This window comes from Gammaproteobacteria bacterium (genome assembly GCA_029880545.1).
Classification (GTDB): Bacteria; Pseudomonadota; Gammaproteobacteria; order Acidiferrobacterales; family SZUA-150; genus JAOUOD01.
Map to the genome: position 1 here is coordinate 300,033 of JAOUOD010000001.1, position 13,546 is coordinate 313,578.

A 13,546-nucleotide genomic window follows, 5' to 3' on the forward strand; every position below is an offset into this window, starting at 1 on the left:
ACATGATTCCGGATTAAACCTAAATATTAATCGACAGTTTCCGGGTATGCACCGGATTCCTTGTTCAGGGGCCGGGCCCAGGCAGTTTTTTCTGGTGCGCCGGGCTGTTGCCATGTAACAATCAGTTTCGTATTGGTATGCAGAAGGCGTCTTTCAATATAGTTAATTTGTCATGGACATCCTGACCTTATACTTGGTGCTGTTCGGTGTATTGTTTGTACAGGCAATTACACTGTACCGTGCTGCCAGTCTGAATCGTGAAGAGACCGGCATCAATGACTGGGCATTGTCGGCACTGATGTTTGGCATCAGCATGGCAATGATTGCATTGATTATTGCGTTGCCACACATCTTTGACCGGAAGATTCTGCGCGACCTGTTTGTCGGCATGAGCAACTCGGTATCCATGGCAGGTTACATACTTTTGTGGACAGGGTTACGCCGTTTTTACAAAAAGACCGTGATCAGCTATTCAGTGCTGTTGCAACTGGCACTGTTGTTCTTTCTGGTCACAAGCATGGCGACAGCCACGCCTTACGCGCCCGACTGGCGTGTCATCAGCTCCACTATCGCGATTGTCATCGTGATTGGCTTGATCGTGTCAGAACTGCTGGGCGGATCGTCTACCGGGAATCCCGCGGTACGCATGATTATCGGGGCGCTGGCAGTCCTGTTTCTCGCTATCCTTTCCAGGCCGTTGCTGATGTATGGCGGATCACTCAATTTTGTTGAAGCCAATACCCTGGCAAGCAAGATTCTGTCAGCTTCTTCGATCCTGGTCTGTATCGTGCTGACACCGTCCATAATTCTCCTGACCAATGAGCGTATCAGCGAGCGTCTTCGCGAACTGGCGATCAAGGATTCTCTGACCGGTATCCTGAATCGCCGGGCGTTTTTCGAGTACGCCGAACGTTATATAGCCGATCTGAATCGTCACGCGGTGACCATGGCCGTGTGTCTTATTGATCTCGACCATTTCAAGCAGGTCAATGACAATCATGGCCACGCAATGGGTGATCAGATATTGAGCCGGTTTGCCGACCTGGCCCGCAGCTTTATCCGCGAAACTGACCTGTTTGGCCGGTATGGTGGCGAGGAGTTTGCATTTATTTTCCGAAATAGCACCAAGGAACAGGCTGCGGAAATAATCGAGCGATTGCGGTTCGCCTGTAACCGGATTCAGCCCGGAGCCGGATCGGGCGGAATAGAATTCAGTGCCGGTTTGTGTGATGTCTCCGGGCCTGATCCGGAAGCCAGGATAGACCGATTGCTCGACCTGGCTGACCAGGCCCTGTACCAGGCAAAGCGCGACGGCCGTAACCGCGTAGTGCTGGCCGAGCCGCTGCCGGTTTCCTCGATGTCGTTAACCTGATGCCGGGCAGGATACCGGCTCCTGCAGCCTGGCCCCGTTTTTTTCTGCCTCGAATTTTTCCGGAATAAACCCGCTTCTGGCTTGTTAACAGGGTGGGCATGTGCCCGATAACTGTTATGTGGAAAAGGGAGTTTTTATGGGAACGAAATCAGGTTTGGCAATGTTGGTTGTAACGACACTTGTGGCGGGGCTGGCCACAGCCGATCATCACAAGGTAAAACCATCGCCGAACGGTATTGCTTTTCCGGCCGGGTACCAGAACTGGCAGGTGATTTCCATGTCGCATCGTACGGATAACAACACGGTGCGCGTGATTTATGGTAATGACAAGGCAATCCGGGCGGCCCGCGGTGGCAAGACCAACCCCTGGCCCGATGGCGCAGTCATTGGCAAGGTGGTCTGGAAACAAAAAGAGGCGGCCGACTGGAAAGCGGCCATTGTTCCGGACAAGTTTGTTCACGCCGAATTCATGTTCAAGGATGCCCGCAAGTACGCATCAACCGGTGGTTGGGGTTGGGCGCGCTGGAAAGGCATGGACCAGGTGCCGCATGGCGCGGACGCCAACGTTGCCCAGGAATGTGTTGCCTGTCATACGCCGGTCAAGAACAAGGACTGGGTATTTACCGAGCCGGCCATGCTGCCGATGGTTGAGAAATGACTGGTGGATCAACCGGTGGCATATGTCACCGGTTGATCGGTTAAGGCGATCATGAAGCCCATTGAGCTCCAGATATCCGACTATATTCCGCATTTGCGTCGCTATGCTCGAGTGTTGTTGCGACGTGATATAGCCGCTGCTGATGATCTTGTGCAGGACTGTGTCGAGCGCGCATTACAGCGCTCGATGTTATGGCAGCGTGGCACCAATCTTCGTGCCTGGCTTTTTACTATTATGCACAACCTTTATGTGAACCAGGTTCGTCGAGGGGTCAATGGCCCCGAGTTTGTGGCGATGGACGAGCATTACAGCGACAGCCGGCAAAGTGCCGAGAGCAGCGCGGTATTGGGCGATATTGAGCGGGCGCTGGACAGGTTGTCAGCTGATCAGCGTGAAATTATTCTGTTTGTATCCATCGAGGGCATGAAGTACCACGAGGTAGCGGGCATTCTCGATATTCCGGAAGGTACGGTTATGTCGAGACTGGCGCGGGCGCGCCAACAGCTGCGCGACAGTCTTGCAATTGACAAACTTCAGACATTGCGTCGGGTGAAATAAATGTCATATGAAACACCGGTTACCGAAGCGGATTTGCACGCCTTTATGGATGGGCAGTTAAGCGAAAGTCGGCGAGCTGTCGTCGCGTCCTGGTTAAAGGAACACCCGGACAAGCTGCGGGAACTGGCAGATTACCAGGTTATTGATCGGGAGCTGCACAAGATGCTTGATCCCATGCTTGATGAGCCGGTGCCTGCCGGTTTGCGCACCGCTCCGGGCCGACGCCTGGTTCGGCGCATTGCTGCGGTCGTGGCTTTCCTGTGTGTCGGCGGTTTTGCCGGCTGGCAGGCAAACAGCGTTTATCACGGCGGTGTCCGCATTGAACAGTTCACCGGGCTTGAGCAGCACCTGATCAAACCGGCGGCGTTTGCCCATGTTGTTTATACTGGCGAGCAGAAACACCCGGTAGAGGTGGGCGCAGACCAGGAACAACATCTTGTAAGCTGGCTGTCGAAACGGTTGCGCGCCCGCATTATGGCGCCGGATCTCAGGCGATATGGCTATGAGCTTGTCGGCGGCCGGTTGTTGCCATCAACCAACCGGATGGCTGCACAGTTTATGTACCAGGAATCCGGTGGCGAGCGTATCACGCTTTATGTGCGACGCCTGACCGGGGCACAGGCCGGAGCCATGTTCCAGTTTTCCAGCAACAATGACATCAATACATTTTACTGGATAGAGGGTGAACTGGGTTATGCGTTAAGTGGCGGACTGCCACGTGATCAGCTGATGACCCTTGCCACTGCAAGCTACCGGCAATTGCAGATGTAGATTGGCACCGGGACTATGTCCGGTCCCGGTATCCCCGCGAGCTTCGTTGAGAATCCTTGTCGGTGCTGTATCGAGCATGGCCAATACCTGGCTCCATTTGCCATGCAGTCGCTGTCCAGGCAAAACAGCATTCATTGCTTGCCAGATGAAAAATCCTGTCTATCTTCAATAGCGGGTACGATAGATATATCCGACACGGCAGCCGGATGCGGCCTGACCGAAAAAATAACCAGAAGACTGACAAGGTTCGAGGATTGGTTGTGGGTAGTACAGCAAAGTTGGCCACGCTTGTTGTCGCGAGCTGCCTGGCTATATCTGTCAATTCAGCAGTTGCCGAGCAAGGCGTAGCCGGTACGCCTTATGAAAAGGCAGACTATGCCTTGATGCGTGGCGAGTTTGATGAGGCGCGCAAGGGATTCGAGGACCTGGCGTCCAGGGGGCATATTGATGCGGCCTACCGCCTGGGCCTGATATACCAGCAGGGCATGGGAGTGCCCCTGAGTTATGAAAAAGCCCGCAACTGGTTTCGGATGGCAGCGGATGGTGGCCACAAAAAGGCGGCAACCCAGTTAAAGGTGACCGAGCGCATGGTGAAGAACTAGAACGGAAAGCTGCGCCGGAGATTGCCTGGGAAACACCCGCAGTTTTTTGTTTTCATGTGACCCGTCCTGGATTATAAACACGGTTTCCCTGCCGTGAGATTCCAGCTTGACTGCTCTCTTTTCTTCCCGGGGTCCTGAAAGTGGCGACATTTTTGACCAGATCGCCAGCGCGCTGCGTCAGGCTGGCTATATTGTCCTGAATAACGTGTTTCCCGTGACCCAACTTCAAACCATGCTGCTGGATATCAAGGCAATGGATTCCGCTGACTTTCACCAGGCAGGGGTTGGTCGGGAACGAGACCACCGGGTAAACCGTTTCGTTCGGCGGGACAGGATATTCTGGTTGCCGCAAGGGCATGGGCCGGCCGTGGCGTATCTTGACTGGATGGAACAGTTACGTCTGCGATTAAACCGGGAGCTGTTCCTGGGATTGTTTGATTACGAATGTCACTACGCCCATTATCCAAAAGGGGCTTTTTACAAGAAGCACTACGATTCGTTTCGTGGCGACTCCAACCGGCGCCTGACCACGATCCTGTATCTGAACCCGGTCTGGAATCATGATGATGGCGGTGAACTGGTAATATACTCGGACAGCGACGATATTATTGAACAACTGTTGCCAACTTTAGGCACTCTGGTGATTTTCCTCAGTGAAGAGTTTCCCCATGAGGTGTTGGTTTCAAATCGGTCCCGCTACAGTCTGACCGGCTGGTTCCGCCTTAATGGCTCGAGCAGCGTAAACCTGGATCCGCCAGCCTGATCCGGAACGGCCGTCAGTTTTCTGCGTACCCGCTTCTGACGAATTCAATGCCCGGCAACAATGCCATGCGCCAGGCAGTGGCCAGTTCTTCATCAAACTCCGGATCGCACTCACTTATGGCGCGCAGCAGGCTGTCCAGCCAGTAGTCATACAGGCGAGGGTGAACATTTAGGTTTTTCTGACCGTGACTGATGCGAATGGATGACAGCACATCACGGGCAACCTCGTCGTCAGGGTTGGCAATATAGCGAAGCATCATGCTCAAGCCATGACTTAATGCCTGGGCCTGCCGGGCAAGATGGGTTTTCTTGAAAAGTACCGGGATTAATTCATGGCGTTCCATGAATATCTTGTAGAACCTCAACAGGAAGCTGGAATTGCGCAGGCAACGATTATAGCTCTCATTAACCAGGTTAACGATATATGGGTCAGCAGGTCTCATCGCGGCTTTTCATGGTTATCGTGTTATTCGGGTTTTGTGAACCCTGATTCTTGATTTTCTGACATCAATTTAGCAGAAAAAACCCAAAAAGCCATTGGCTATCGAGTCAAAAATGCCAGGGAAAGCAAGTCATAACCGACGGAATTGCGCGGTATCGGGCAGAATTCTGAAAAATGCGGTCGGAAACACGGGTTGATTCTATCGGGGCTGGGGAGAATGTTTTTCCAGGGTCGATCGCGCACGGCGATACCATTGGCACACCGAGCAGGAGCAATGGTCAATCTTGTGGTCCCACCTGATAATCGCGGCGTGAATATAGGTATGGGCAAAATCCAGTGCCTTGACTAGGTCGTCGGTCTGGTGTTTGTCCAGCGACGCAAATTCATCATTGCGACACAGCCAGTAACATTCCGGACCTTGTGGGCAGTCAACACAGGTGTGGTCGCGCAAGTCAAAGAACCCGTTGTGCGGACAGTTCTCGACATCCAGTTCGCCATGAACCAGCTTCCGTGGCAGCTCCAGTAATTCAAGCAACTCGGTCTTCATAAAATTTATTCTGCGCCCCAGTTTCCAGGCAGTCAAGAAAGCCCGGTATAGCCAAGTAAATCAGTGGGTTTCCGGCCGGGCCCGAATTTCCCTGACAGGGCCATGATTTTGCAATTCTTTGCATGAAAAACCTGATGCCGAATTCTCTCATATTCTATTATGTTGGAATGTCTTTCGCGCTGGCGGAAATCCTGTGACCTGACGTTGATCTGCGTGACTCGTTATTTGAGATGAAACAGCTATGAGAAAAGTATTGATTGTTGATGATTCGAGAACCATGACCAGCATTCTGGCTGAGTTGATTGGCCTGAAAACTTCGCTGTCACCTGTTTCTGCCGGCAGTTTCGCCGAAGCCAGGGAGATCCTGCAAAACTCAAGGGATTTTGTGGCCGCAGTAGTGGATTATAACCTGCCCGATGCACCGGATGGGGAGTGTATAAACTATATTTCGGAAGTCGGCATTCCGGTGATAGTGCTGACAGGAAAATACGACAAGCAGACGCGTGACAAGGTGATCGCGGGCAGGGTTGTCGATTACATTGTCAAGCGACATGGCGGGAACCTCGGGTACGCGGTCAAGCTGGTGCATCGCCTGCAGATGAATCCAGGTATTAATATCCTGGTGGTAGATGATTCACAGGCATACTTGTCCTATCTGCAGGCATTGCTTGAAAATCATCGGTACCAGGTGACAACGGCCACTTCCGGTGAGGAAGCATTACAGATACTCGACAAAAATCCCGAGATCAAGTTACTGATTACAGATTTCCAGATGCCCGGGATGAATGGAATGCAGTTAATCAGCAAGATTCGCGAAACCCGGGATATGGATTCCCTGATCATTATCGGGTTGTCCGCGGTCGGCGACGGACAGTTGTCGGCGGAACTGTTAAAGAGCGGGGCCAATGATTTCCTGGCCAAGCCATTTCCGGAAGAGGAGTTCTACTGCCGGGTCAGTCAGAATATCGAGCTAATTGAGCACATAGAAAGATTGCGCGACATATCCATCAGGGATCCGCTTACCGGCCTGCATAATCGACGTTATCTCTATAGTGCCGGCGATGCGCTTTACCAGAATGCTGCACGTGGAGCGATTGGCCTGACAGCTGCCATGATTGATATCGATTTCTTCAAGAAGGTGAACGATGTTTACGGTCACCAGGCGGGTGACAAGGTCATATGCGCGGTTGCCGACACGCTGAGTAACTCGGTTCGAAAGTCTGACGTTGTCGTAAGATATGGTGGCGAGGAGTTCTGTGTCTTGTTGAGCAATATGGATCCGGCCAATGTCGGTAAATTCTTCGATTCGATTCGCGAGAGCGTAAACGCCGTGCCAGTAGATTTTGAAGGCCAGGCAATTAATGTGAGCGTGAGTATCGGTGTTTCCACGCTGCTTGGCGAGAACCTGGAGGCCATGCTGGAGCAAGCGGATCAGAATCTTTACCTGGCCAAGAGTTCCGGGCGCAACTGTGTGATGATAGACGAAACCCAGAAGCAGAATTCGGCTGCCGCCATGTGATATGATCCGGGCCACCTGGCAAGCAAGCTCGCCTTCCGGCCCGGAGTTGTGTGACCGATATCGTTAATAACAAAAACAATCTTGCGCTGACCGCATTGTTATCGGGTGCGGTATTGATCGGATTTTCACCAATACTTGTGCGACTGAGCGATACCAGTCCGCTGGCCAGCGCCTTTTTTCGCGTGTTTCTCTCGTTGCCGCTGCTATGGCTGGCAGCTCGTGTCTATGCGCCAACAAAGTCAGCCACGGAGTTCTCGCCGAGACTGTTGTTGCCCGGTATTTTTTTTGCCGGCGACCTGGCCTTGTGGCATATGTCTATCGAGCATACGCTGGTTGCCAACGCCACCCTGCTCGCCAATGCCGCTCCGGTGTTCGTTGTTTTCGGGTCCTGGCTGGTACTCAAGGAAACCATTAACCGGCAGTTCCTGGCGGGTCTTGCCATAGTTGCTACCGGCGTGTTGCTGCTCATGGGGCAGAGCATGAAGCTGGGTGTCGACAACGTGGTGGGCGATTTGCTCGGAATCGGGACAGCAGTTTTTTACGCCGGCTATATTCTGAGCATGCGTTACCTTCGAGCCTGGTACCCGACGGTGACCCTGATGTGGTGGAGCAGCCTGGTGACATCCATCTGCCTGTTTCCCCTGGCGCTTGTCGGCAGTGAGAATTTTGTTCCCGGTGGCTGGCAGGGCTGGGCCGTGCTGCTGGCACTTGCTTGGTTTGCTCATGCAGGCGGGCAGGGGCTGATAACTTTTGCGTTGGCACACCTGCCAGCGGCGTTCTCGTCAGTAACCCTGCTGGTTCAGCCTATTTTTGCCGGTTTGCTGGCATGGGTAATTTTCAGCGAGCAGCTGAACGCGGTGCAGCTGGCGGGAATGGCTATTGCCCTGGTCGGCATTTATTTCTGCAAAAGGGCCGGCTAGGCGGGCTTCTCCTGTCTGCAGCCTGGTCGGCTGGCTCGGGATTTCGTCTGCGGAGTGCGTCACTTTGCTATTGCCCGCATCACCCCCTATAATCGCTCGCCCTGACCGGTGACCTGTAGCGGTCGTCGGTACTTCCAAAACCCCAGAATATCATGGCTCATTGCTTGCAATGGCAGCCTTGGTCATTTTCCGGACATAAGCCTGGAAGCCCGCTGAGCAGCGGCTGATTGTGTGTATCCCGGGGCATCGGCAAAAGCGCTAGACGAAGAGAGAAAACATGACTACACCCGCAGTTGAAGACCAGCCGTCAACCGACACAGGATTTTTGACCAGGAAGCAGATGATCGCCGGGACGATCTTCTTGCTGCTTTCAGTTCTCCTGGCTTACCTGGCACCGACCATCGAAGTTGCCTGGGTCAGCGCCATCCTGATGTTGACTGTCTACCTGTTTGCGTTTGAAGTGCTGACGGTGGACGTGGCCGCGGCGACGGTCATGGTGATGCTGGGCCTGACGTCATTGTTGGCGCCGTGGATGGGTCTGGAGCGAGGACTGGTGGACAACAAGCACCTGTTCGATGGTTTTTCTTCCAATGCCGTGATCTCCATTATCGCGGTTATGATTATCGGTGCCGGGTTGGACAAAACCGGTATCATGACCAGGGTAGCAGCATTTATTCTGAAAATAGGTGGCACTACTGAAGCGCGTATTATACCTGTTATATCCGCGACAGTGGGGTTCATATCATCGTTTATGCAAAACGTGGGTGCTGCGGCGTTATTCCTGCCGGTGGTATCACGTATATCCGCCCGTTCCGGGTTGCCTATGTCGCGGTTATTGATGCCGATGGGTTTTACCGCCATTCTTGGTGGCACCATGACCATGGTCGGTTCAAGTCCGCTGATCCTTCTGAATGATCTGATTATCACTTCAAACAAGGCCCTGCCTGCCGACAGGCAAATGGATACCTGGGGGCTGTTTTCGGTCACACCTATTGGTGTTGCGCTGATACTGACCGGTATTGCCTACTTTGTCCTGGCCGGCCGATTTGTGCTGCCCAGGACAAAAAATGAGAGCAGCATAAGTGGTGCTGATCCCATGCAGTATTTTCATGATGTATACGGTGTCGATTACGCGCTTCACGAAGTAGTCGTCACTGATGACAGCAGCCTGATTGGCAAACGTTTTGACGAGGTAGAAAGTGCCAACAGGATTCGTATTATTGCCACCAAGTTGCCCGGCGAGGAAAACCGGGTAGGCCCGGGTGCACTGGCCCGTGATGTGGACATCCGTGCGGGCATGGTACTGGGTGTAATAGCGGCACCTTATTACCTCGACAGTTTTGTTGAGTCCTATGGCCTGAAAAAGCGCAACGTGTTGCGTACGTTTGTTGATTCATTGTCTCCAACCAAGGCCGGTGTGGCTGAAGTTGTCATTCCTCCGCGCTCACGCCTGATTGGCAAGAGCGCGCGCGATGTGTGGATGCGTAAAACCTATGGCATTGCCATGATCGGTTTGCATCGTGGTGGCGAAACTCTTCGCGAAGGTGATGATATTCGTAACATGCCGCTGCAAGCGGGCGATACCCTGGTCATACATACTCCCTGGAGCGCCCTGGAGCGAATCGAAGGTAACCGTGATTTTGTTGTGATTACGACAGAGTACCCCCACGAAGAAGATTTTCGTCCAAACAAGATCTGGCCGGCTGCCGGCTTTTTTGCCATTGCCTTGTTCATGGTGTTGTTCACTGATATCAGGTTGTCAGTGGCATTATTGACCGGCGCCATGGGCATGATCCTGGCCGGTGTTCTGAGCGCCGAGGAAGCGTATGATGCAGTCAGCTGGAAGACGGTATTCCTGTTGGCTTCGTTGATACCGTTGGGGCTCGCCGTTGAAACTACCGGTACTGCCAAGTGGATTGCCGAGCAAGTCCTGTCCGTTGTTGGCCACATGCCCATATGGGTGATCCAGGCCTCGGTTGCCATGCTGGCGACATTTTTCACCCTGGTAATGTCCAATGTCGGCGCGACTGTTCTGCTGGTACCGCTGGCAGTGAATATCGCCATGGGTGTCGGCGCCAACCCGGCTGTTTTCGCGCTGACAGTGGCTATTGCCACGTCCAATTCCTTCCTGATCCCGACTCACCAGGTGAACGCCCTGATTATGGGGCCGGCGGGCTATCGCGTGCCGGACTTCATCAAGGCTGGAGGTGTTATGACTGTGCTGTTCCTGGTGGTAATGCTAACGGTAATGAATATCATTTTTTGACGATCGTTTCCGTGCGCAGGAACCGGGCGACCTAACTCTTGTCGAGCGCCCGGAGATGCGCTTATTATGGTCAGTCTGAAACGCTGCTTTTTGACTCGATCAGAAAAACAAGGGAAGGAACGATTATGAAAAAATGGTTTGCCGTAGCCGCCGTCGTGGCTGCATCGCTATTGCCTTTTCAGATGATCCAGGCCAGCCTGGTCAAGCCCGTGGAAAAGGTGGAACTTTACGCAGAAGGTGATGGCAAGTTGCCAGCCGCGGATGTCGAGGCCATTGTAGACGCATCATTAAAGCAGGCCAGCGTCGGCAATGTTCTGTGGAAGCGTCTTGGAAGCAATGGCGGCGTAATTGAAATACAGGGAGGCAAGGAAAGCAGTTATGCCATTTTCAATATTGTCCATGACGGCAAAAGCATGATCCTTGAGTACAAGGACAGTCGCGGGCTGAAGTACCGCAAGGATCGAAATGGCAGGACATCAGTGCATCCGGCCTATAACGCGTGGGTCAAGGTTTTTGTCAAGGCATTGACTGATAACGCCAGCTCGCTGAAACAGGTCAAGCTGATTACCGGCAAGCAGAAACATATCAAGGATAGCCGGGCGCAAGGCGCAGCGCTGGTGGTCATCGCCGCCGAAGCCGACCCGGGTCACGAAGGCAACAAGCGCATGAACAATGCACGTTGGTCAACTCTTATTATGGAAAAGACCGCCAGGGCCATCAATGAAGACTATGCCGGCAAGCTCGTTGCCAAGCCGCTGGAATGGAACAAGCAGACCATTCGTATCGCCAGGAAGGGTTACAAGGCAGGCTACAACAAGCTTGCCTGTGACGATGGTGCCGACCGTGTTGTTACCGTAAAGATAGACTTCAACTACGATGATAATACCTGGCAGACATTCCGTGATGCGCGCTATAACTATTACGATTGCAAGTCAGGCAGGCTGTTCAGCAAAATCATGAAGCTGACCCGTAACAGTGACGACAGCTTCCCGTATGAGGGCGCGTTCCATGCAACTGTACTGAAGTTTCTCAAGGACAACGGTGTTTATGATTGATCCCGGGTCAAGGGCATCAAATCAAGGGCGGCTACTGGCCGCCCTTGTCTTTTGAATCTTGTCTTATCTCCAGCTCAGGGAATACTGTATGCCGGTGGGTGTGACTGAAAGTCCGGGTCTGCCGTCTGTTGATAGCGGGTTGCGGTTGTTAACATATATTGCTGTACTGGTGCCGATCGCAGCACCGATAATGGTGTCCGACAACCAGTGTTTCTGGTCGTACATGCGCGCATAGGCGGTAGTGGCCGCCAGTGAATAAAAGAATAACCTGCGGTACCAGGAAGGGTTGCCACCAGCTTCGGCAAACGTGGTAGACAGCACAAATGCGGCAGTCACGTGGCCTGAAGGAAATGACCGACCACCCTGGAAAAAATCATCTGCTGATTCCGTCTGGTTGGGTCGTTTCCGGTCAAAGACACGTTTCAGCAGGGATGTAGTGGTGCACGCCAGAATCAGTGATTCAACGGCATTGTTGCCGGTCTGCACGAGGTCCTTGTTACCGGTGATCCAGCCGACACTGTACACACCGAGGATGGATGCGCCTGACAATCCGATTACTTCACCCCAGGAGTTTCCCAGGTGCGCTGCACGATCACCGCGATCGGACTGCCGCGTATCAAAACGATAGCGAACGGCTTCATCATTATGCTGGGCAATCGCCGCCAGGCCGGCAACGCCGGTAAATAACAACCACTGGTTGCTGTTCCACTCGGTTGGCGACAGGAAGTAGCCGGTTGTGTCATCTATCCAGTCGTCTGCCGGAAGAAATTGTGAATACAAAACCATCGCGGCCATGAGCCAGTATCTGGCTGCACGTCTCATTGGTGTGACTCCTCTATCCGCAGTATCCGGTGTTGGCAGTCCCTGGCCCGGCCCGGTTATATTTTTTGTAAGTGCAAGGTCAGTATAGAGGCCACGTATCCGGATTTCCAATGTTTGCCGTTGCAGTCAGTCCCGGTTATCGGCCGTCAATCGGTTTTGGTATTTACGGAAGTAGGAGCGAAACTGGTTGTAGCTCAATCCGAGAAAGCGCGCAGTATTTCGGTGATGGTAGCGATTGATCTCCAGCGCCTGTCGCAGGCGGGAAATTTCTTCATTTTCAATATACTGCCTGAAGTCGTATGGCGACGTGGTTGGTGACGCCAAGGCAGCAATCTTTTCAGCGGGCTGATGTTTATTCGCCGGGTCGAATCCATCGTGATGTAATCGGTAGGGCGAGTCGAAAGGATTGAAGCTGATGGTTCGAACGACGTCCCCGGGCTCGGTTCGGTAGACAGCACGCTCAACCACGTTTTTCAGCTCACGCACATTGCCGGGCCAGGTGTAGGCCTGTAACTGGATGATGGCCTCATCAGAAAAGCCGGGAAAGTAGTCGCGACGCAATTCCTTGACCATGCCCATGGCAAAGTGTTCTGCCAACAGGGGAATATCATCAATGCGGGCGCGCAGTGGCGGCAGTGTAATAACATCGAATGACAACCGATCCAGCAAGTCTTCACGAAACTGTCCTTTGGCTGCCAGCGATGGCAAGTCGGCATTGGCCGCCCCGATCAGCCTGACGTCAGAATAGATAGCCTGTGTGCCACCGATACGCTCAAACTCACCGTACTCCAGTACCCGAAGCAGTTTTTCCTGCAATCGCATCGACATGCTCGCCAGTTCATCGAGAAACAGGCTGCCACCGTTGGCGCGCTCAAATCGTCCCTTGTGGGTCCTGGTGGCGCCGGTGAATGCCCCGGCTTCGTGCCCAAACAGTTCGGTTTCCAGTAGTGATTCCGGAAGCGCGGCGCAGTTCAGTTTGAGTTGCAGCTGTTGCCAGCGGGACGACAGGTAATGCAGTCGTGAGGCGACGAGCTCCTTGCCGGTACCGCGTTCACCGATGACCAGCACCGGTTTGGACAGCGGCGCAACCCGGGATACATGATCCATGACCTGCTGAAAACTTTCAGACTGACCAATCACCGAGTCGATAGGGCGACGTGATTCCATGTGGTGAATAGTCACTCAGACAGGAGAAAAAATCCACTATTTGGATAAGAAAACATGATTGTATTTGCTTCTCCGCTCTTGTCTC

General features: G+C 53.2%; 14 protein-coding genes. 10 read left to right on the forward strand and 4 right to left on the reverse strand.

Annotated features, from left to right (window positions below):
- The first annotated feature begins 172 nt into the window (after positions 1–172).
- The 6 genes from OEZ10_01270 to OEZ10_01295 all read left to right on the forward strand — a co-directional run bounded on the left by OEZ10_01270 (position 173) and on the right by OEZ10_01295 (position 4,724).
- On the forward strand, positions 173–1,372 hold the full coding sequence (locus OEZ10_01270) for a GGDEF domain-containing protein (protein ID MDH5631604.1): 1,200 nt from the start codon (positions 173–175) through the stop codon (positions 1,370–1,372).
- A gap of 136 nt (positions 1,373–1,508) precedes the next feature.
- The gene (locus tag OEZ10_01275) at positions 1,509–2,030 is read left to right on the forward strand and encodes a cytochrome P460 family protein (protein MDH5631605.1); all 522 of its coding nucleotides are present in this window, start codon (positions 1,509–1,511) and stop codon (positions 2,028–2,030) included.
- A gap of 51 nt (positions 2,031–2,081) precedes the next feature.
- The gene (locus tag OEZ10_01280) at positions 2,082–2,588 is read left to right on the forward strand and encodes a sigma-70 family RNA polymerase sigma factor (GenBank protein ID MDH5631606.1); all 507 of its coding nucleotides are present in this window, start codon (positions 2,082–2,084) and stop codon (positions 2,586–2,588) included.
- A complete protein-coding gene (locus OEZ10_01285; protein MDH5631607.1) occupies positions 2,589–3,359 on the forward strand; it encodes an anti-sigma factor in 771 nt (256 codons plus the stop codon).
- A gap of 260 nt (positions 3,360–3,619) precedes the next feature.
- The gene (locus OEZ10_01290; GenBank protein MDH5631608.1) at positions 3,620–3,961 is read left to right on the forward strand and encodes a hypothetical protein; all 342 of its coding nucleotides are present in this window, start codon (positions 3,620–3,622) and stop codon (positions 3,959–3,961) included.
- A 214-nt stretch (positions 3,962–4,175) separates the two neighbouring features.
- Positions 4,176–4,724 carry a 2OG-Fe(II) oxygenase gene (locus OEZ10_01295; protein MDH5631609.1) on the forward strand — a complete coding sequence of 183 codons (549 nt, stop codon included), beginning with the start codon at positions 4,176–4,178 and terminating at the stop codon, positions 4,722–4,724.
- A gap of 13 nt (positions 4,725–4,737) precedes the next feature.
- Here the strand turns inward: OEZ10_01295 and OEZ10_01300 are convergent, their stop codons facing one another.
- Positions 4,738–5,166, reverse strand: coding sequence for a hypothetical protein (locus OEZ10_01300; protein MDH5631610.1), 429 nt, complete (start codon positions 5,164–5,166; stop codon positions 4,738–4,740).
- Positions 5,167–5,364: 198 nt separating this feature from the next.
- Positions 5,365–5,712 (reverse strand): hypothetical protein, encoded by a 348-nt coding sequence (locus OEZ10_01305; protein ID MDH5631611.1) that lies wholly within the window; start codon positions 5,710–5,712, stop codon positions 5,365–5,367.
- A gap of 241 nt (positions 5,713–5,953) precedes the next feature.
- Here OEZ10_01305 and OEZ10_01310 point away from each other — a divergent pair, with 241 nt between their 5' ends.
- The 4 genes from OEZ10_01310 to OEZ10_01325 all read left to right on the forward strand — a co-directional run bounded on the left by OEZ10_01310 (position 5,954) and on the right by OEZ10_01325 (position 11,472).
- Entirely contained in the window at positions 5,954–7,231 is a 1,278-nt protein-coding gene (locus OEZ10_01310) for a diguanylate cyclase (GenBank protein ID MDH5631612.1), read from the forward strand.
- A 50-nt stretch (positions 7,232–7,281) separates the two neighbouring features.
- Entirely contained in the window at positions 7,282–8,151 is an 870-nt protein-coding gene (locus OEZ10_01315) for a DMT family transporter (GenBank protein ID MDH5631613.1), read from the forward strand.
- Between the two features lie 277 nt (positions 8,152–8,428).
- Positions 8,429–10,417: an SLC13 family permease gene (locus OEZ10_01320; protein MDH5631614.1), complete on the forward strand. Its 1,989-nt coding sequence runs from the start codon at positions 8,429–8,431 to the stop codon at positions 10,415–10,417.
- Between the two features lie 125 nt (positions 10,418–10,542).
- Complete coding sequence (locus OEZ10_01325) at positions 10,543–11,472, forward strand: hypothetical protein (protein ID MDH5631615.1); 930 nt, start codon at positions 10,543–10,545, stop codon at positions 11,470–11,472.
- Between the two features lie 63 nt (positions 11,473–11,535).
- Here the strand turns inward: OEZ10_01325 and OEZ10_01330 are convergent, their stop codons facing one another.
- Both OEZ10_01330 and pspF read right to left on the reverse strand, forming a co-directional pair.
- Positions 11,536–12,294: a phosphatase PAP2 family protein gene (locus OEZ10_01330; protein MDH5631616.1), complete on the reverse strand. Its 759-nt coding sequence runs from the start codon at positions 12,292–12,294 to the stop codon at positions 11,536–11,538.
- Positions 12,295–12,420: 126 nt separating this feature from the next.
- Positions 12,421–13,461, reverse strand: coding sequence for a phage shock protein operon transcriptional activator (gene pspF, locus OEZ10_01335; GenBank protein MDH5631617.1), 1,041 nt, complete (start codon positions 13,459–13,461; stop codon positions 12,421–12,423).
- Positions 13,462–13,546 lie beyond the last annotated feature (85 nt).

Excerpts from the sequence above, each read along its gene's own strand:
- pspF (MDH5631617.1), bottom strand. The coding sequence starts at position 13,461 with ATGGAATCACGTCGCCCTATCGACTCGGTGATTGGTCAGTCTGAAAGT.
- OEZ10_01280 (MDH5631606.1), top strand. The coding sequence starts at position 2,082 with ATGAAGCCCATTGAGCTCCAGATATCCGACTATATTCCGCATTTGCGT.
- OEZ10_01305 (MDH5631611.1), bottom strand. The coding sequence starts at position 5,712 with ATGAAGACCGAGTTGCTTGAATTACTGGAGCTGCCACGGAAGCTGGTT.
- OEZ10_01320 (MDH5631614.1), top strand. The coding sequence starts at position 8,429 with ATGACTACACCCGCAGTTGAAGACCAGCCGTCAACCGACACAGGATTT.
- OEZ10_01310 (MDH5631612.1), top strand. The coding sequence starts at position 5,954 with ATGAGAAAAGTATTGATTGTTGATGATTCGAGAACCATGACCAGCATT.
- OEZ10_01300 (MDH5631610.1), bottom strand. The coding sequence starts at position 5,166 with ATGAGACCTGCTGACCCATATATCGTTAACCTGGTTAATGAGAGCTAT.
- OEZ10_01325 (MDH5631615.1), top strand. The coding sequence starts at position 10,543 with ATGAAAAAATGGTTTGCCGTAGCCGCCGTCGTGGCTGCATCGCTATTG.
- OEZ10_01285 (MDH5631607.1), top strand. The coding sequence starts at position 2,589 with ATGTCATATGAAACACCGGTTACCGAAGCGGATTTGCACGCCTTTATG.
- OEZ10_01270 (MDH5631604.1), top strand. The coding sequence starts at position 173 with ATGGACATCCTGACCTTATACTTGGTGCTGTTCGGTGTATTGTTTGTA.
- OEZ10_01275 (MDH5631605.1), top strand. The coding sequence starts at position 1,509 with ATGGGAACGAAATCAGGTTTGGCAATGTTGGTTGTAACGACACTTGTG.
- OEZ10_01330 (MDH5631616.1), bottom strand. The coding sequence starts at position 12,294 with ATGAGACGTGCAGCCAGATACTGGCTCATGGCCGCGATGGTTTTGTAT.